Genomic DNA, 18,908 nt, shown 5'->3' with positions numbered 1-18,908 from the left:
CCGCCTGAGGGCCGGATGGAACAGGAGTGTCGTTACCCATGCTGTACCGTCGTTTTGAACAGCTGATCGATATCTTTCGCGAAGCACCCAGTGAATCGCCACCCACCACCGTGTGGCCGTTCTACCTGTATTACCTGCGCCAGGTATGGCCCAGCTTCCTCGCCCTGCTGGTGGTCGGCCTGTTCGCCTCGCTGATCGAGGTGGCGATGTTCAGCTACCTCAGCCGCATCATCGACCTGGCCCAGGGCACGCCGAATGCCAGCTTCTTCAGCGAGCACAGTGGCGAACTGATCTGGATGCTGGTGGTGATTCTGCTGCTGCGGCCGTTGTTCTTCGGCCTGCACGACCTACTGGTGCACCAGACCATCAACCCCGGCATGACCAGCCTGATCCGCTGGCAAAACCACACTTACGTGCTCAAGCAGAGCCTCAACTTCTTCCAGAGCGACTTCGCCGGGCGCATTGCCCAGCGCATCATGCAGACCGGCAACTCGCTGCGTGATTCTGCCGTGCAGGCGGTGGACGCGCTATGGCACGTGCTGATCTACGCCATCACTTCGCTGGTGCTGTTCGCCGAGGCCGACTGGCGCCTGATGCTGCCGCTGCTGGTCTGGATCTCCGGCTACATCGCCGCGCTGTTCTACTTCGTGCCACGGGTCAAGGAGCGCTCGGTGATCTCGTCCGACGCCCGCTCCAAGCTGATGGGGCGTATCGTCGACGGCTATACCAACATCGCGACGCTGAAGCTGTTCGCCCACACCGACTACGAGCAGCAATACGCACGTGAAGCAATCCGCGAGCAAACCGAGAAAACCCAGCTGGCCTCGCGGGTAATTACCAGCATGGACGTGGTCATCACCACCCTCAACGGCCTGCTGGTGGTCGCCACCACAGGCTTGGCGCTGTGGCTGTGGAGCCAGTCGCTGATCACCGTTGGTGCTATCGCCCTGGCCACCGGCCTGGTAATCCGCATCGTCAACATGTCGGGATGGATCATGTGGGTGGTCAACGGCATCTTCGAAAACATCGGCATGGTCCAGGACGGCCTGCAGACCATCGCCCAGCCGGTTACCGTCACCGACCAGCCCAACGCGCCGGCGCTCAAGGTCAGCCGCGGCGCGGTGCATTTCGATGATGTCGACTTCCACTATGGCAAGGCTGCCAATGTGATCGAAGGCCTCGACCTGAACATTCGCCCGGGCGAAAAAATCGGCCTGATCGGCCCGTCCGGCGCGGGCAAGTCGACTTTGGTCAACCTGCTGCTGCGCCTGTATGACGTGCAGGGCGGGCGCATCCTCATCGATGGCCAGAACATTGCCGAAGTCAGCCAGGCCAGCCTACGCGCACAGATCGGCATGATCACCCAGGACACCTCGTTGCTGCACCGCTCGATCCGCGACAACCTGCTGTATGGCCGCCCCGACGCCAGCGAGGCGGAGTTGCACGAAGCGGTTCGCCGCGCCCGCGCCGACGAGTTCATCCCGCAACTGTCGGACGCCCAAGGGCGCACCGGCTTCGATGCCCATGTGGGTGAGCGCGGGGTCAAGTTGTCGGGCGGCCAACGCCAGCGCATCGCCATTGCCCGGGTGCTGTTGAAGAATGCGCCGATCCTGATCATGGACGAAGCCACTTCAGCGCTGGACTCGGAGGTGGAGGCAGCCATCCAGGAAAGCCTGGAGACGCTGATGCAAGGCAAGACCGTGATCGCCATTGCCCACCGGCTGTCGACCATTGCCCGGATGGACCGGCTGGTGGTGCTGGACAAGGGCCGGATTGTCGAAAGTGGCAGCCATGCGCAGTTGCTGGAGCAACAAGGGTTGTATGCCCGGTTGTGGCATCACCAGACCGGGGGCTTTGTCGGGGTCGACTGATCTACGCTACGGCGCGCTTCTTGAGCGGCCTTGAGTCGCGAAAGGGCTGCGCAGCAGCCCGAGGTTTTCAGCTTCGCAGCAATAATTGCCGGGGCCGCTTTGCGGCCCTTTCGCGGCACAAGGCCGCTCCTACAGGGATCGCGCTGCAGCCGAAGACGCATCAGGCCCGGCGGTAGGGCAACATCCCCCTCGCCTCCTCGGCATACCCCTTGACCCCTTCGCGCTCCTGCAGCAGAAAATCCTCCACCGCCCGCCGCAACCCTGGGTGCAGCAGGTAATGCCAGGACCGCGTCAACACAGGCTCAAACCCGCGTATCAGCTTGTGCTCGCCCTGCGCCCCGGCATCGAAACGCTGGTAACCCTCGGCAATGGCAAAATCCATGCCCTGGTAGAAACACGTTTCGAAATGCAGCCGGTCGAACTCATCCAGGCACCCCCAGTAACGGCCAAACAGGCTGTCACCCCCCACCAGGCTCAAGGCCATCGCTACATCGCGCCCACCCTGACGGGCCATCACCACACGCAACGCCTCGGGCATGCGTTCGGCCAGCAGGCTGAAAAACTCGCGGGTCAGGTAAGGCGCGCGTCGGCGCACCGCATAGGTGTTGGCGTAACACTGAAAGACGAAATCCCACTGTGCCTCGTCCAGTTCATCACCGCGGTACCAACGGAATTCGATGCCCTGCCCCGCCACCTGCTCACGCTCCTTGCGCATCTGCTTGCGCTTGCGCGAGCTCAGGCTGTCGAGAAAATCCTGGAAGTCCCGATAGCCCCGGTTTTGCCAGTGGAACTGACAGCCCAGGCGCTCCATCCACCCTGGCAGGCCCGCCAACTGCGCGTCCAGCGCCGGGTCGGTGAAGTTGATGTGCGCACTGGAAAGTCCGCCCTTGCCCAGATACTCCGGCAGGGCCTGCAGCATCAGCAAACCGTCAGCCGGGTCAGCCGTCAGCAGGCGTGGGCCGCTGACCGGGCTGAACGGCACAGCGCCGAGCAGCTTGGGGTAGTAGGCAATACCGGCCCGCTCACAAGCATCGGCCCAGCCGTGATCGAACACATACTCGCCAAACGAGTGCCACTTGCGGTACGCCGGCAGCAGCGCCCGTACCTGCCCGTCACGCTCCAGCACCAGGTGCTCGGCGGCCCAGCCGGTGCTGCGCTGCACACTGCCGCTGTCTTCCATCGCGCTGAGGAAAGCATGGCGCAGGAACGGTTGGCCGGCCGGCACCAGGGCATCCCAGGTGGCCGCCGGAAGATCACGCAAATGGGCAAGGCTATACAGGCTGGTCACGGTTTCGGCTCGCTGTCTGAAGGCGTTCAGTATCCCCAAGGAACGCTCCGCACTCAAATGACGAAAGCCGGGCTGATCCTTTTACTCTCAATTACTTAACAACAGTGCCACTAATTAGACATTAATCTGTCATTGGCCCCCGCAATACTTGCGCCTGTTTTCCGGAACCCCAGAACCTGTCTATTCAGGCCCTTTCCGAAGACATGCCAACGCAGGGGCAGGCGCTTGAGCCTCCCCCATTTTTTTCAGTAGGGAGAACCTTATGCGTCTTGTTTCTACACTTACCGGAGTGAGCCTCACCGGCATGATGCTGGCTCTGAGCGCCCCGGCCAGTGCTGCTGTCGACGCCAAGCTGCTCGAAATGCTCCGCGCCAACGGCTCGATCAACCAGGCGCAGTACAACGAACTGCAGGGCGACCTGGCAAAAGAAACCAAGGAAAAGGCCGACCAGAAAGCTCAGTCCGAACGCATGAGCTCGTTTGAACAAAAAGTGGCATGGGCCGCCAAGACCCAGATCAAGGGTGACGTGCGCCTGCGTTACGAAGACGTCAACGTCGATGACCCGAACAGCAGCAGCGGCAACCAGGACCGCCAGCGAGTGCGTGCCCGTGTCGGCTTCTACAGCGAGATCAACCCGCAGGTCGACGCCGGCGTTCGCATAGCCACCGGCAGCAGCGCCGACCGGCGCTCGACCAACCAGAGCCTCGACAACTACTTTGACAAGAAGTCGCTGTGGGTCGACCTCGCCTACCTCGACTGGCACCCTACTGCAGTCCCGAACCTGCACCTTATTGGCGGCAAGATGCCACAGCCTTGGGTAAGCATGGGGGATATTATCTGGGATAGCGACATCAACCCGGAAGGTGTGGCTGCCACTTACAAAGCGGACCTGGGCGGCGCCGAAGTCTTTGCCAGCGCCGGTCAGTACACCCTGAAGGACAACGTCGATGGTGATGGTGTCCAGTACAAGCACGATGCGCAGGTCTACCACGGTCAGTTGGGCGCCAAGTTCGCGCCGGCTGATGTGCTCAAGCTCACCGTGGGTGCGAGCATCTATGGTTATGACAACGACAAGGAAGCAGCCATCCTGCAGTCGTTTGGCAACACCACCAACGAGTTCAATCTGGTGGAAGGTTTTGGCCAGATCGATTTCACCGGCTTGGCCATTCCATTGTCGGCCTATGGTCAGTACGTGAAGAATACCGAGAGCACCGATGGCGAAGATCAAGCCTGGCTGGCTGGTTTGAAAACCAAGGTGGGAGCCTGGAGCCTGGACTACAACTACCGCGATGTGCAGCGTAACGCGGTGGTCAGCCTGTTCACCGATTCGGACTTTGGCAACGGCTTCACAGGTTCCCGTGGCCATAAGTTCAAGGTGGGTTACGAAATCGACAAGAACTTCTCCCTGGGTGCTGCCTACCTGATGGCCAAGACAGATCTGTCGCAGCTACCGAACAGCAATGCTGACGTAGACACCCTGCAGGTGGACCTGGAAGCCAAATTCTAAGCGTCACTCTCTCTGCTTCACGCTGAAGCGGGAAACGCCGACCCCATCCGGCGTTCCCCGCTTTTTTTGCCTGTGAAATTGTAAGGGGCTGCTTTGCAGCCCATTCGCAGCACAAGGCTGCTCCTACAGGGGGACGCGATCCCTTGTAGGAGCAGCCTTGTGCTGCGAATGGGCCGCAAAGCGGCCCCGGCTATCTCGGATCAGATCAAGCAATCAGCGCTTGCGCAGAATCACGCTACCAATCGAATACCCCGCACCAAACGAACTCAACACGCCCAGCGAGCCCTTGGCCAGGTCATCCTGGTACAGGTGGAAGGCAATCACCGACCCCGCCGAGCTGGTGTTGGCATAACGGTCGAGAATGACCGGTGCATCTTCCTCGGCCACTTCACGCCCCAGCAGCTTCTTGACGATCAGGTGGTTCATGCTGAGGTTCGCCTGGTGCAGCCAGAAGCGCTTGACGTCGCTCGGTTGCAGGCCGTTTTCCTGCAAGTGCTCACCGATCAGCTCGGCCACTTTCGGGCACACCTCGCGGAACACCTTGCGGCCTTCCTGGATGAACAGTTTGTCTGCCGCACCTTCGCCTTCTTCCGCCGCACGGTTGAGGAAGCCGAAGTTGTTGCGGATGTTGTTGGAGAACTCGGTCCATAACTTGCTGCTGACAATGTCGAACTGGTGCGCCGAGGTGGCCTGGTCGGCACCCTCGATCAGCACCGCCGTGGCGGCATCACCGAAAATGAAGTGGCTGTCACGGTCACGGAAGTTCAGGTGGCCAGTGCACACCTCCGGGTTGACCATCAGCACCGCGCGCGCCTGGCCCAGGGCCACGCTGTTGGCGGCGGTCTGGATGCCGAAGGTGGCCGACGAGCAGGCCACGTTCATGTCGAAGGCAAAGCCCTGGATGCCCAGCGCCTGTTGTACTTCGATAGCAATGGCCGGGTATGGGCGCTGCAAGTTGGAGCAGGCGACGATCACCCCGTCGACATCGGCAGCCGTGCGGCCGGCGCGCTCCAGGGCCTGGCGAGCGGCAGCCACGGCCATTTCGCAGAGCACCGACGGTTCGTCGTTGGAACGCTCTGGCAGGCTTGGCTTCATGCGCTGCGGGTCGAGGATGCCGGCCTTGTCCATGACGAAGCGGCTCTTGATGCCCGAGGCCTTTTCGATGAATGCCGCGTCGGACACCGGCGCCGCTTCGACTTCACCGCGCTCGATGGCGGCGGCGTTGTCCTGGTTGAACTGCTGCGACCAGGCGTTGAAAGAGGCCACCAGTTCTTCGTTGGAAATGCTCTGGGCCGGGGTGTACAGGCCGGTGCCGCTGATCACGACGTTATGCACGGTCGTTCCTCTGGTCAAAGGCCATCGCCACGGGGCGCTGGCTGGAAATATGGCAGGTTAATGGCACTTTAGTGCCAATTTAGGGGCGTAGGCTTGTCCCTGTGGGAGCGGGCGTGCCCGCGAAGGGCCGCAAAGCGGCCCCAAATTGCACCAATATTGCCACAACTGTAGAAGTTTAGCCTTCCACCTGACTCCACTGTTTGCTCAGTCGCTTGTCGGAAATCGGCACCTTGGTGCCCAACTGCTGGGCAAACAACGACACCCGATATTCCTCCAGCCACCAACGGTACAAAGCCAGTTGCTCATCACGCTTGCCCTCTTGGGCATGCTTGTCGGCACGGGCCTTGTACTGCGCCCACAGGTTGGCCAGTTCGCCGGACCAGACCCGGTCCTTCTGCACTTGCGAACCCAGCTTCTCCAGGCGCAGTTCCACCGCCTTGAGGTAGCGTGGCAGCTCCTTGAACCACGCCGCAGGCGTTTCGCGCACAAAGCCCGGGTACACCAGGTTGCTTAGCTGCTGCTTGATGTCGTTCAGCGCCACCGCCTGGCTCAGGTCGATCTTGCCCTTGAAGCGCTTCTGCAGGCCATGCCAGAGTTTCAGCACCTCCAACGTTAGCCGCGCCAGGCGCTCGGCATGCTCGGCCCAGCTGCCGCGCTTGCGTTCAGCCAGCCCGGCCAAGGCCGCGCCATCACGGGGCAGCGGTTGTTCGCCTTCGAGGATGCAGCTGTCCAGGCTGGCCAGCAGAATGTCTTCGACCAGCGCCTCGACCCGCCCCATTTCACGGTACAGCAGGCCCAGCTCGGTCAGCCCCGGCAGCTTGCCGCGCAGGAACTTGGCCGGCTCGGCCAGTTGCTGCAGCAACAGCCGTTGCAACGCGCGGCGGTGCTGGAACTCGGCTTCGGCCTGGGTCGAGAAGCGCCCTTCGCGCACGGTGCCGTTGTCTTCGACCAGCGCCGGGTACACGGTCATCGACAGCCCGGCAATCTTCTGCTGGGCGGTCTGTTTCACTTCGCTGAAAGCTTTGGCCTGCACCGGTTGTTCGCTTTTGGCATCACGCGGCACCGCCAGTGCTGCCTGGCTGGCAGCGGCAAAGCGTGCAGTCAGCTCGGCCAGGTCGCGGCCTTCGCCAAGGAACTTGCCCTGGCCATCAACCACCTCGATGTTCATTCGCAGGTGGCCTTCGACCAGCTTGACCGATTCGTCCCAGGCCTCATCGGACACCCGCGCACCGGTCATGCGCAACAGCTCCTGGCCCAGGGCCTGCGGCAGCGCCCCTTGGCCGAACGTCATGCGCGCCAGGGAGGCCTTGACGAAGTCCGGCACCGGCACGAAGTTCTTGCGCAGGGCCTTTGGCAGGTTGCGCACCAGCGCCACGCACTTGGCTTCCAGCAGGCCTGGCACCAGCCATTCCAGGCGTTCGCCGGGCAGGCTTGGCAACAGCGGTGCCGGCACCCGCACAGTCACGCCGTCACGCGGGTGGCCGGGCTCGAAATGGTAGCTCAGCGGCAGGCGCAGCTCGCCCACCTGCATGCTGTCGGGGTACTGTGCTGCGGTCACCTCGCTGGCCTCGCGGGCCAGCACGTCTTCCTCGCGCATGATCAGCAGGTTGGCGTCCTTCTGGCTGCCCATGCGGTACCAGCTGTCGAAGGTCGCGGTCTGGTGGATTTCCGCCGGCAGGCGCGCTTCGTAGAAGGCGTACAGCGTTTCTTCGTCGGCCAGGATGTCGCGCCGGCGGGCCTTTGCCTCCAGCTCGTCAAGCTCCTCAAGCAGGCGTTTGTTGGCTGCCAGGCACTTGGCTCGCGACTGGATTTCGCCCCCCACCAGGCCTTCGCGGATAAACAACTCGCGCGAAGTAACCGGGTCGATCGGGCCGTAGTGCACCGGGCGGCGGCCAACCAGAATCAGCCCGTACAGGGTGATCTGCTCATAGGCCACCACCTGCCCGCGCTTTTTCTCCCAGTGCGGTTCGAAGTGGTTCTTCTTGACCAGGTGGCCGGCCAGCGGCTCGATCCAGTCCGGCTCGATCTTGGCCACCATGCGCGCATACAGCTTGGTGGTCTCGACCAGTTCGGCGGCCATTACCCACTGCGGGCGCTTGCGCCCCAAGCCCGACGACGGGTGTACCCAGAAGCGCCGTTGGCGGGCCCCCTGGTAGTCGCCCTCTTCGGTCTTCTGGCCGATCTGGCTCAGCAGGCCACTGAGGATGGCCTTGTGCATCTTCAGGTAGTCGGACGGTTCCTTGTTCACCGTCAACTGCAGCTCACGGCAGATCAGTGCCAGCTGGCGGTGGGCATCGCGCCATTCACGCAGGCGCAGGTAATTGAGGAAGTTCTTGCGGCACCAGTTGCGCAGCGGGTTGGCCGTCAGCGCCTGGCGCTGCTCTTCGAAACCACGCCACAGGTTGACCAGCGCGGCGAAGTCGGAGTCCACATCCTTCCACTGTGCGTGGGCCTGGTCGGCGGCCTGCTGGCGCTCCGGCGGGCGTTCGCGTGGGTCTTGCACCGACAGCGCACTGGTGACAATAAGCACTTCCTGCAAGCTGCCCAGGCGTGCGCCTTCAAGCAGCATGCGGCCCAGCCGTGGGTCGACCGGCAGGCGCGCCAGCTGGCGGCCGATCGGGGTCAGCTGGTTCTCGCGGTTGACCGCCGACAGCTCTTGCAACAGATTGAAGCCATCGCTGATGGCCTTGCCATCCGGCGGCTCGATGAACGGGAAGGCATCGATCGCGCCCAGGCGCAGGTGCAGCATCTGCAGGATTACCGCCGCCAGGTTGGTGCGCAGGATCTCTGGGTCGGTGAACGCGGGCCGGCTGTTGAAATCTTCTTCGCTGTAAAGCCGTACGCAGATGCCTGGCTCTACCCGGCCGCAGCGGCCTTTACGCTGGTTGGCACTGGCCTGCGACACCGCCTCGATGGGCAGGCGCTGCACCTTGGCGCGGTAGCTGTAGCGGCTGATGCGCGCCGTGCCGGTGTCGATCACATAGCGAATGCCAGGCACGGTCAGCGAGGTTTCGGCAACGTTGGTGGCCAGCACCACGCGGCGCCCGGTGTGCGGCTGGAAGATGCGCTGCTGCTCGGCTGGCGACAGGCGCGCGTACAGCGGCAAAATCTCGGTGTGGCGCAGTTGCGCCTTGCGCAGGATTTCGGCGGCATCGCGGATTTCCCGCTCGCCCGGCAGGAAGATCAGGACATCGCCCGGCCCCTTGCCCTCGCTGCGCTCATGGTGCGCCAGCTCATCCAGGGTAGCGAGGATGGCCTGGTCGACGGTGAGGTCGTCCTCGATCTGGTTGCCTTCCTCGTCCTGCTCGCTGGTCAGCGGGCGGTACCAGGTCTCCACCGGGTAAGTGCGCCCGGACACCTCGATGATTGGCGCGTTATCGAAGTGCCTGGAGAAACGCTCCAGGTCGATGGTCGCCGAGGTGATGATCAGCTTCAGGTCTGGCCGGCGATGCAGCAGGGTCTTCAGGTAGCCGAGCAGGAAGTCGATGTTCAGGCTGCGTTCGTGGGCTTCGTCGACAATGATGGTGTCGTAGCGCTCCAGAAGGCGGTCGTGCTGGGTTTCGGCCAGCAGGATGCCGTCGGTCATCAGCTTGACCAAGGTATTGGAATCGCTCTGGTCTTCGAACCGCACCTGGTAGCCGACCAGCCCGCCCAGCGGCGTGCCCAGCTCTTCGGCGACCCGCGCCGCCACGCTACGCGCGGCGATCCGGCGCGGCTGGGTGTGGGCGATCAGGCCATGGCTGCCACGGCCCAGCTCCAGGCAGATCTTCGGCAGCTGGGTGGTCTTGCCCGAACCGGTTTCGCCGGCGATCACCAGCACCTGGTTTTCGGCCAGGGCCTTCTTGATTTCATCACGCTTGGCGGCGATCGGCAGGTTGTCGTCGTAGCGCACGGTCGGCACGCTCTGCTGGCGCGCGGTGACCTGGGCGCAGGACGCCTGAACCTTTTCCACCCACTGCGCGAGCTTCGCCTCGTCGGGGCGCTTGCGCAGTTCGTGCAGTTGCCGGCGCAGACGATGGCGGTCGGCGATCATGGCGTGGTCGAGGTTTTGCAGCAGTTTGTCGATGGCGTGGTCAGTCATGGGGCTTTTTAGTGATGCAGGTGAGCCTGCTTTTTCATGATCGGCATTCGAAGGATGCGCGATTGTCGCAGATTTGGGCCTACTTTGCTGTCCAGGCTGGCACGGTCCCTGTAGGAGCGGCCTTGTGCCGCGATGGGCTGCGGCAGCAGCCCCAGGATTTGCGCCCCAGCACACATTGCCGGGGCCGCTTTACGGCCCAATCGCGGCACAAGGCCGCTCCTACAGGGATCGCATAGCGGCTGAAAGTTTAGCAAGGGCATATGTAAAGGTTGCCATTCACTGCTTTAATCAACCTTACGCCGCATGTGAGTATCAAAGGCATGACTCCCGTCCAGCCCATCGCCCCACCGTCGTCCCGCCCTTCGCTACCGAAGGCCCGGAGCCGTGCCGGGGAAAATCCGCTGGTTCACATCATCCTCGCCTTCTGGGCTTTGTGGCACTGCCGCCACGCGCGCCCACCGGACACCTCGCTCACGCCATTGTGACCAAACCCGGCCTCCTTCTGGCCGTTTGACTCAACTGGGCCGCCTGCTTGTGCGGTGGCCCTGTGCGCCCGTGAGCGAATCAATCATGCACTTTGCACCCGTAGAGCAGGCTTCCCGTTTCCTGGCCGAAAACCCCGATATCGAGCTGTTCGAGCTCTTTATCCTCGACGCCAACGGCGTACCGCGCGGCAAGCTGTTGCACCGCGAGGAACTGCTGGCCGTTTACCAGACCGGCCGGCCGCTGCCCAGCACCATCCTCGGCCTGACCCTGAACGGTGACGACGTGGAAAACTCGGGCCTGGTGTGGGACGTGGGCGACATCGACTGCCGCGCCTACCCGCTTGAAGACAGCCTGGTGCGCTTGCCCTGGCGCCGGGTGCCAACCGCTGCCGTGCAGGTCAGCATGCACCCGAGCGAAGGCCTGCCGGCCAGCATCGCCGACCCGCGTCATGTGCTGCTGCGCACCATCGAAGCGTTGAAAGCCGACGGCTACCACCCGGTAATGGCCTGCGAGCTGGAATTCTACCTGCTCGACCAGCAACGCGATGCCCAGGGCCGCCCGCAACCGGCGCTGGACAACGACGGTGGCCGCCCGCGCGCTACTCAGGTCTATGGCCTGCGTGAGCTGGAGCAGATAGAACCGTTTCTTGCCGACCTGTACGCCGCCTGCAAGGCCCAAGGCATTCCGGCACGTACCGCCATTTCGGAATACGCCCCAGGCCAGGTGGAAATCACCCTGGAGCACGGCGATGCACTGCAGGCGATGGACCAGGCCGTGCGCTACAAGCGCCTGGTGAAAGGCGTGGCCCATGCCCACGGCATGCAGGCCTGCTTCATGGCAAAGCCGTTTGCCAACCTGGCCGGTACCGGCATGCACATGCACCTGAGCCTGGCCGACAACGCGGGCAACAACCTGTTCGCCAGTGAAGACAAAGCCGGCACCCCGCTGCTGCGCCAGGCTGTGGCCGGCATGCTGCGCCACCTGCGCGACTCGCTGCTGCTGTTCTGCCCCAACGCCAACTCGTTCCGCCGCTTCCAGGCCAACAGCTATGCGCCGCTGGCGCCGACCTGGGGCGTGGACAACCGCACCGTGAGCCTGCGTGTGCCAGGCGGCCCGGCCAACAGCCGGCATGTGGAACACCGCATTTGCGGCGCCGATGCCAACCCCTACCTGGCCGCAGCGGCAATTCTCGCCGCCAGCCACCGGGGCATCCGCGAACAGCTGGACCCAGGCGCACCGGTGGAGGGCAATGGCTATGCCCAGGCCACCGAACACCTGCCCACCGACTGGCTGACTGCCCTCGATGCCCTGCAACATTCCCATTGGGCCCGCGAAGCATTGGGCGAAGACTTCCTTGGCGTGTACCTGAAGGTCAAACGCGCCGAGTACCGCCAGTTCATGGCCGAAGTCAGCGAGCAGGACTGGCGCTGGTACCTGCACCAGGCCTGAGCCTCTACATAACAAGGAATACCCATGAACGCAGCATTGAACAAAGGCTCGGCGCAACGTGCGCCGTCCTACTACAGCGCCACCCTCAACGACCACACCGAGTACCCGCAGCTCAAGGGCACGGTGCAGGTGGACGTGGCCATCATCGGTGGCGGCTTCACCGGCGTCGCCACGGCGGTGGAGCTGGCCGAGCGTGGCCTGAAGGTGGCCATCGTCGAAACCAACCGTATCGGCTGGGGCGCCAGCGGGCGCAATGGCGGCCAGGTCACCGGCAGCCTGTCGGGCGACGAGGCCATGCGCACGCAGATGCGTAGCCACCTGGGCGCCGAAGTCGACGATTTCATCTGGCACCTGCGCTGGCGCGGGCACCAGGTGATCGAACAGCGCGTGGCGCGCTATGGCATCGACTGCGACCTCAAGCACGGCCACCTGCATGCAGCGATGAAGCCCTCGCACATGAACGAGCTGCGCGCATTCGAGGCCGAGGCCCAGCGCCGGGGCATGGGCGAGCAGGTGCAATTGCTCGACCGCGCTGCAGTGGCCGAGCACCTGCAGAGCCCGCTGTACCTGGGCGCGTTGAAAAACCTGCGCAACCTGCACCTGCACCCGCTCAACCTGTGCCTGGGTGAGGCCCGCGCTGCCCACAGCCTGGGTGCATTGGTCTTCGAAAACTCCGAGGTGCTGGACATCGTCCACGGCCCGCGCCCGGCGGTGGTTACCGCCCACGGCCGGGTCGAGGCACGCCAGGTGATGCTGGCCGGCGATGTGTACCACAAACTGGAAAAGCGCCAGCTCAAGGGCAAGATATTCCCGGCCATGGGCGGCATCGTCACCACCGCGCCGCTGGGTGAGCTGGCCGAGCAGATCAACCCGCAGGACCTGGCGGTGTACGACTGCCGCTTCGTGCTCGACTATTACCGCCTGACCGCCGACAAGCGCCTGCTGTTCGGGGGCGGCGCCAACTACTCGGGGAAAGATTCACGCGACATCGAAGGCGAACTGCGCCCGTGCATCGAACGCACGTTCCCGGCCCTCAAAGGCGTGCCCATCGAGTTCCAATGGAGCTGCGCCATGGGGATCGTGGTCAACCGGATCCCGCAGCTGGGCAAGCTGTCGGACAACGTATGGTACTGCCAGGGTTATTCAGGGCACGGCATTGCCACCAGCCACATCATGGGCGAGATCATGGCCGAAGCGTTGACCGGGACACTGGAGAAGTTCGACACCTTCGCCCAGTGCAAGCATGTGCGGGTGCCGATGGGGGATTTGCTGGGCAACCCGCTGCTGGCGGCGGGAATGTGGTACTACCAGATGCTGGAAAAACTGCGCTGAGCCCGAAAGCGGTGCAACCTCTGTAGGAGCGGCCTTGTGCCGCGAAAGGGCCGCACAGCGGCCCCAGGTTTTCAGTGGTGTTGCTGAAATTGCCGGGGCCGGTTCGCGGCCCTTTCGCAGCACAAGGCTGCTCCTACAAGGGCCGCGCTGGCGGGGCGTCAGGCGATCTTCTTCAAGCCCTGCTTCTTGAGCTCTTCATCGCGCAGCTCGCGGCGCAGGATCTTGCCCACGTTGGTGGTCGGCAGCGAATCGCGGAACTCGATCAGGCGCGGTACCTTGTAGCCGGTAACGTTGGCACGCATGTGCTCCATCACCTGCTCTTTGGTCACGGTCATGCCCGGCTTGACCACGATGAACACCTTGATCACTTCACCCGATTTCTCGTCCGGCACACCAATGGCTGCGCACTGCAGCACACCTGGCAAGGCCGCCAACACGTCTTCCAGCTCGTTGGGGTACACGTTGAAGCCCGAGACCAGGATCATGTCCTTCTTGCGGTCAACGATGCGCATGTAACCGTCGGCCTGGATCAGGGCGATATCGCCGGTCTTCAACCAGCCTTCGCTGTCGAGGATCTCGGCGGTGGCGTCTTCGCGCTGCCAGTAGCCCTTCATCACCTGCGGGCCCTTGACGCACAACTCGCCCACCTCGCCCAGCGGTAGCTCGTTGCCGGCGTCGTCGATGATCTTGCACAAGGTCGATGGCACCGGAATGCCAATGGTACCCACCTGGTTCGCTTCTGCCGGGTTCACCGCTGCCACCGGACTGGTTTCGGTCATACCGTACCCTTCGCATATGGCGCAGCCGGTAACGGCCTTCCAGCGCTCGGCCACGCTCAATTGCAGGGCCATGCCGCCCGACAGGGTGATTTTCAACGACGAGAAGTCCAGCGCACGGAACGCCTCGTTGTTGCACAGGGCAACGAACAGGGTGTTGAGGCCGACAAAGCCGCTGAACTTCCACTTGCCCAGTTCCTTGACCATGGCCGGCAGGTCACGCGGGTTGCTGATAAGCACGTTATGGTTGCCGATCAGCATCATGGCCATGCAATGGAAGGTGAAGGCGTAGATGTGGTACAGCGGCAGCGGGGTGATGAGGATTTCGCAGCCTTCATGCAGGTTCGAGCCCATCAGTGCACGGCACTGCAGCATGTTGGCCACCAGGTTGCGGTGGGTCAGCATGGCGCCCTTGGCCACGCCGGTGGTGCCACCGGTGTACTGCAGCACGGCCACGTCGTTGGCCTGCGGGTTGGCCTCGGTCACCGGCTGGCCCTTGCCCAGGGCCAGGGCGTCGTTGAAGCGCACGGCCTGCGGCAGGCTGTAGGCCGGCACCATCTTCTTCACGTACTTGATCACGCTATTGATCAGCAGGCGTTTTAGCGGCGGCAGCAGGTCGGCCACTTCGGTGACGATGACGTGCCTGACCTGTGTCTTGGGTATTACCTTCTCGGCCAGGTGGGCCATGTTCGCCAGGCACACCAGGGCCTTGGCGCCGGAGTCGTTGAACTGGTGTTCCATCTCCCGCGCGGTATACAGCGGGTTGGTGTTGACCACGATCAACCCGGCACGCATGGCACCGAAGACCGCGACCGGGTATTGCAGGACATTGGGCAGTTGCACGGCAATGCGGTCACCGGGCTTGAGGTCGGTATGCTGCTGCAGCCAGGCGGCAAACGCCCCCGACAGCGCATACAGCTCGCCATAAGTGATAGTCTTGCCCAGGTTGCTAAAGGCCGGTTTGTCGGCAAAGCGTTGGCAGGATTGCTTGAGTACTGCCTGGATATTGGGGAATTCGTCAGGATTGATTTCCGCCGTAATCCCGGCTGGGTACTTATCCTTCCAAAAATTTTCGATCATGGAAGCCCACTCCTTCAGCAACAGCGAAGTTCGATTGGCGCGTCGATGCGCTTATTATTGATATGAGACGGCGGTTCGTTGCAAACCGGATCGTCTGAAAGCGGGCCGAGAGTAACAGCTTTGCCTGGGGTCGCCTAGAGGCCAAAACAGGCCTTGCAGTCACAAAAATGACTCAATGAACAATACAGGTCATTTTTAGAGTTTTTAACCAAAATGTCGCAGATCAGGCTGTAATCATCCTGTTAGAGCGGTTTTGAAGCATTCGCGGGCAAGCCCGCGAAGCCATCCCGGTATCACGCTATATCGCGCAACTCCCGCCGCAGGATCTTGCCAACCGGCGTCATCGGCAACGAATCACGCAGCACGATGTGCTTGGGTACCTTGTAGCCGGTGAAGTTGGCTTTGCAGTAGGCCTTGAGCTCATCCACGCTCACCCCGCCCTCGCGCGGCACCACAAACAGCTTCACCGCCTCGCCTGAGCGCTCGTCCGGCACGCCGATGGCTGCACAGTTGGCAACCTTGGGGTGGCCCATCACCACGTCCTCGATCTCGTTGGGGTACACGTTGAAGCCCGAGACGATAATCATGTCCTTCTTGCGGTCGACGATGCGGGTGAAACCGTCCGGGTCGATCACCGCGATATCCCCGGTCTTGAACCAGCCGTCCGCATCCAGTGCTTGAGCAGTGGCCTCAGGCTGCTGCCAGTAACCCTTCATCACCTGCGGGCCCTTGATGCACAACTCGCCCCGCTCGCCCAGCGGCAATTCGTTGCCGTCATCGTCGATAACCTTGAACGCGGTACCCGCCACCGGGATGCCCACGGTGCCCAGGCGCGCCAGCTGGCCATAGGGGTTGGTGCTGGCCACCGGCGAGGTTTCTGTCAGGCCGTAGCCTTCGACAATGCGGCACCCGGTAAGGGCCTCCCAGCGTTCGGCAGTGGCCTTGACCAGCGCCGTGCCGCCGGAGTTGGTGACCTTCAGCGCCGAGAAATCCAGCTGGCGGAAACCGGGGTGGTCCATCAGCGCGACAAACAGGGTGTTCAGCCCCAACAGCGCCGAGAAACGCCACTTGCCCAGCTCCTTGATGAAGCCGGGGATGTCACGTGGGTTGGTGATCAGGACGTTGTGGTTGCCGGTGACCATCATGCACATGCAGTTCGCGGTGAAGGCATAGATGTGGTACAGCGGCAGCGGCGCGATCATCACCTCCTGGCCGTCCTTGAGCAGCTTCTGCCCGTCGGGGCCGTGCTGCGAGAAGCAGGCTAGCACCTGCAACATGTTGGCCACCAGGTTGCCGTGGGTGAGCATGGCGCCCTTGGCCAGGCCAGTGGTGCCACCTGTGTACTGCAGCACGGCAATGCCGTCCAGGCTCAACGGCACCGGTTTGGGCGACTGCTCGCGACCCTGGCGCAGCACCTGCTTGAACGCTATCGCCTGAGGCAGCTGGTAGGCCGGTACCATCTTCTTCAGCTTGTCGACCACGGTGTTGATCAGCCAGCCCTTGGCGGCGGGCAACAGGTCGCCCATCTTCGCCTCGATCAGGTACTCGATGCCGGTATCGGGCAGCACCTCCTGCACACGCTTGCCGAACATGTTCAGGTACACCAGCGCACGTGCGCCACTGTCCTTGAACTGGTGGCGCATTTCGCGCTCGGTGTACAGCGGGTTGGTGTTGACCACGATCAAGCCGGCGCGCATGGCACCAAAGACGGCGATCGGGTATTGCAGCACGTTGGGCATCTGCACCGCGATGCGGTCGCCCGGCTTGAGGTCGGTGTGCTGCTGCAACCAGGCAGCAAAGGCTGCCGAATGTCGCTCCAGCTCCGCGTAGGTCAGGGTCACGCCCAGGTTGCTGAACGCCGGGCGGTCGGCAAAGCGCTTGCAGGAGCGCTCGAACACCTCGACGACCGAGGTGTAGGCATTGATGTCGATGGTGGAAGGCACGCCCGCCGGGCGCTTGTCATTCCAGAAGTCGGCTTGCATTTATTATTGTTCCTCTGCCTGGACCTGCACTGCGTCCTTTAGTCCTTTACCTGATCGCCTGCTGGCGAAAAGGCGTTGATCCGACGTTAGCAGGTAAGCCCAAGGCGGCATATACGCCAAGTGCCGCCATTAACATTGTGAATCTTATTTGTGCCCTTCCTGCAATCCGGCCGGTTGTGCATACACTGTTCGGGTACCTGTGCGCACAAGGACCCGCCATGCCCCACGACGCCTTCTGGCTACCCGCCAGCGAGCACTGCAGCCTGTACGTGCACCAATGGCTGCCGGCCACACCGGTAAAAGCCGTGGTGCTGCTGGCCCACGGCATGGCCGAGCATGCCGGGCGCTACCTGCGTCTGGGGCATGCCCTGAGCGAGGCCGGCTTTGCCCTGTTCGCTGCCGACCAGCGCGGCCACGGGCGCACCGCCGAGCTGGGCAGCCTCGGCCTGTTCGCCCGCCATCATGGCTGGAATGCCGTAGTCAACGACCTTGGGCTGCTGGCCCAGCACATCGGCCAGCAGTACCCGGGCACACCGCTGTTTCTGTTCGGCCACAGCATGGGCAGCTACATCGCCCAGGCTTACCTGCTGCACCACAGCGCCAGCCTGCACGGGGCGATTCTCAGTGGCTCCAACTACCAACCGGCGGCGCTGTACCGCGTGGCGCGGCTGATTGCCAGGCTGGAGGCCTGGCGCCAGGGGCCGCAGGGCAAGAGTGCGCTGATCGAATGGTTGTCGTTCGGTTCGTTCAACAAAGCGTTCAAGCCCAACCGCACGGCGTTCGACTGGCTTAGCCGCGACCCGGCCGAGGTCGACCTGTACGTCAGCGACCCGTTGTGCGGCTTTCGCTGCAGCAACCAGCTGTGGCTCGACCTGCTGCAAGGCTTGGCGCAAATCAGCCAGCCGAGTAACCTCGCGCAGATCGATCCGAACCTGCCCATGCTGGTAATCGGTGGTGAATGTGATCCGGTCAGTGCCGGCAAGCGTCTCACCCATCTGGCCGACGCTCTGCGCGCGACCGGCAATCGACATGTACAGCTGCGCGTCTACCCTGAGGCGCGGCACGAAGTACTCAATGAAACCAACCGTGACGAGGTCACCGCCGATATTCTCGGCTGGCTTGAACAGGCGCTGGCCCTTGGCCGCCCTGCGCGCAGTGAATGATAGCCGCCCTCGCCCAACGCTTAAGGAAGCACCGATGTCCCAGGTCACCAACACGCCTTACGAAGCCCTCGAAGTTGGCCAGACGGCCGAGTACACGAAGTCCGTTGAAGAACGCGACATCCAGCTGTTCGCTGCAATGTCTGGTGACCACAACCCGGTTCACCTGGATGCCGAGTTTGCCGCCAAGAGCATGTTCCGCGAGCGTATTGCCCATGGCATGTTCAGCGGCGCGCTGATCAGTGCTGCAGTGGCCTGCACCCTGCCTGGCCCTGGCACCATCTACCTGGGCCAGCAGATGAGCTTCCAGAAGCCAGTGAAAATTGGCGACACCCTGACCGTGCGCCTGGAGATTCTCGAGAAGCTGCCCAAGTTCAAGGTGCGCATCGCCACCAATGTGTACAACCAGAACGATGAGCTGGTAGTGGAGGGTGAGGCCGAGATCCTGGCGCCGCGCAAGCAACAGACAGTCGAGCTGGTGTCGCCGCCGAATTTCGTGGCTAGCTGAAAACCGAATTAGCCAGTTCCGGCCCTATCGCCGGCAAGCCAGCTCCCACAGGA

General features: G+C 62.9%; 11 protein-coding genes. 6 read left to right on the top strand and 5 right to left on the bottom strand.

Annotation, left to right across the window (positions count from 1 at the left end):
• Nucleotides 1–38 precede the first annotated feature (38 nt).
• On the top strand, nt 39–1,871 hold the full coding sequence (locus SB765_RS25080) for an ABC transporter ATP-binding protein (RefSeq protein WP_341796489.1): 1,833 nt from the start codon (nt 39–41) through the stop codon (nt 1,869–1,871).
• Nucleotides 1,872–2,031: 160 nt separating this feature from the next.
• On the opposite strand, the gene SB765_RS25075 is transcribed toward SB765_RS25080, so the two are convergent.
• Nucleotides 2,032–3,159 (bottom strand): GNAT family N-acetyltransferase, encoded by a 1,128-nt coding sequence (locus SB765_RS25075; RefSeq protein ID WP_341796490.1) that lies wholly within the window; start codon nt 3,157–3,159, stop codon nt 2,032–2,034.
• A 262-nt stretch (nt 3,160–3,421) separates the two neighbouring features.
• Between SB765_RS25075 and SB765_RS25070 the strand changes: the two genes are divergently transcribed.
• Complete coding sequence (locus tag SB765_RS25070; RefSeq protein ID WP_019473637.1) at nt 3,422–4,666, top strand: putative porin; 1,245 nt, start codon at nt 3,422–3,424, stop codon at nt 4,664–4,666.
• Nucleotides 4,667–4,879: 213 nt separating this feature from the next.
• Here SB765_RS25070 and SB765_RS25065 read toward each other — a convergent pair whose 3' ends face one another.
• Nucleotides 4,880–6,001 (bottom strand): beta-ketoacyl-ACP synthase III, encoded by a 1,122-nt coding sequence (locus SB765_RS25065; protein ID WP_410932093.1) that lies wholly within the window; start codon nt 5,999–6,001, stop codon nt 4,880–4,882.
• Between the two features lie 175 nt (nt 6,002–6,176).
• Nucleotides 6,177–10,082, bottom strand: coding sequence for an ATP-dependent RNA helicase HrpA (gene hrpA / locus SB765_RS25060; RefSeq protein ID WP_410912480.1), 3,906 nt, complete (start codon nt 10,080–10,082; stop codon nt 6,177–6,179).
• A 570-nt stretch (nt 10,083–10,652) separates the two neighbouring features.
• Between hrpA and SB765_RS25055 the strand changes: the two genes are divergently transcribed.
• The gene (locus SB765_RS25055) at nt 10,653–12,017 is read left to right on the top strand and encodes a glutamine synthetase family protein (RefSeq protein WP_410932092.1); all 1,365 of its coding nucleotides are present in this window, start codon (nt 10,653–10,655) and stop codon (nt 12,015–12,017) included.
• A 24-nt stretch (nt 12,018–12,041) separates the two neighbouring features.
• The gene (locus tag SB765_RS25050) at nt 12,042–13,349 is read left to right on the top strand and encodes an NAD(P)/FAD-dependent oxidoreductase (RefSeq protein WP_410912476.1); all 1,308 of its coding nucleotides are present in this window, start codon (nt 12,042–12,044) and stop codon (nt 13,347–13,349) included.
• A 158-nt stretch (nt 13,350–13,507) separates the two neighbouring features.
• Here the strand turns inward: SB765_RS25050 and fadD1 are convergent, their stop codons facing one another.
• Nucleotides 13,508–15,205: a long-chain-fatty-acid--CoA ligase FadD1 gene (gene fadD1 / locus SB765_RS25045; RefSeq protein WP_341796494.1), complete on the bottom strand. Its 1,698-nt coding sequence runs from the start codon at nt 15,203–15,205 to the stop codon at nt 13,508–13,510.
• 293 nt (nt 15,206–15,498) lie between these two features.
• A complete protein-coding gene (fadD2, locus tag SB765_RS25040) occupies nt 15,499–17,187 on the bottom strand; it encodes a long-chain-fatty-acid--CoA ligase FadD2 (RefSeq protein WP_341796495.1) in 1,689 nt (562 codons plus the stop codon).
• Nucleotides 17,188–17,405: 218 nt separating this feature from the next.
• On the opposite strand from fadD2, the gene SB765_RS25035 reads away from it, so the two are divergent.
• Complete coding sequence (locus tag SB765_RS25035; protein ID WP_410932091.1) at nt 17,406–18,350, top strand: alpha/beta hydrolase; 945 nt, start codon at nt 17,406–17,408, stop codon at nt 18,348–18,350.
• A gap of 34 nt (nt 18,351–18,384) precedes the next feature.
• Nucleotides 18,385–18,855 (top strand): MaoC family dehydratase, encoded by a 471-nt coding sequence (locus SB765_RS25030; protein WP_410932090.1) that lies wholly within the window; start codon nt 18,385–18,387, stop codon nt 18,853–18,855.
• Nucleotides 18,856–18,908: the final 53 nt, after the last annotated feature.

The sequence above is a fragment of the Pseudomonas sp. SIMBA_067 genome (assembly GCF_046534675.1).
Lineage (GTDB): Bacteria > Pseudomonadota > Gammaproteobacteria > Pseudomonadales > Pseudomonadaceae > Aquipseudomonas > Aquipseudomonas putida.
The sequence above is the reverse complement of the archived record's forward strand: the minus strand, read 5'-3'. Positions and strand labels throughout refer to the sequence as shown.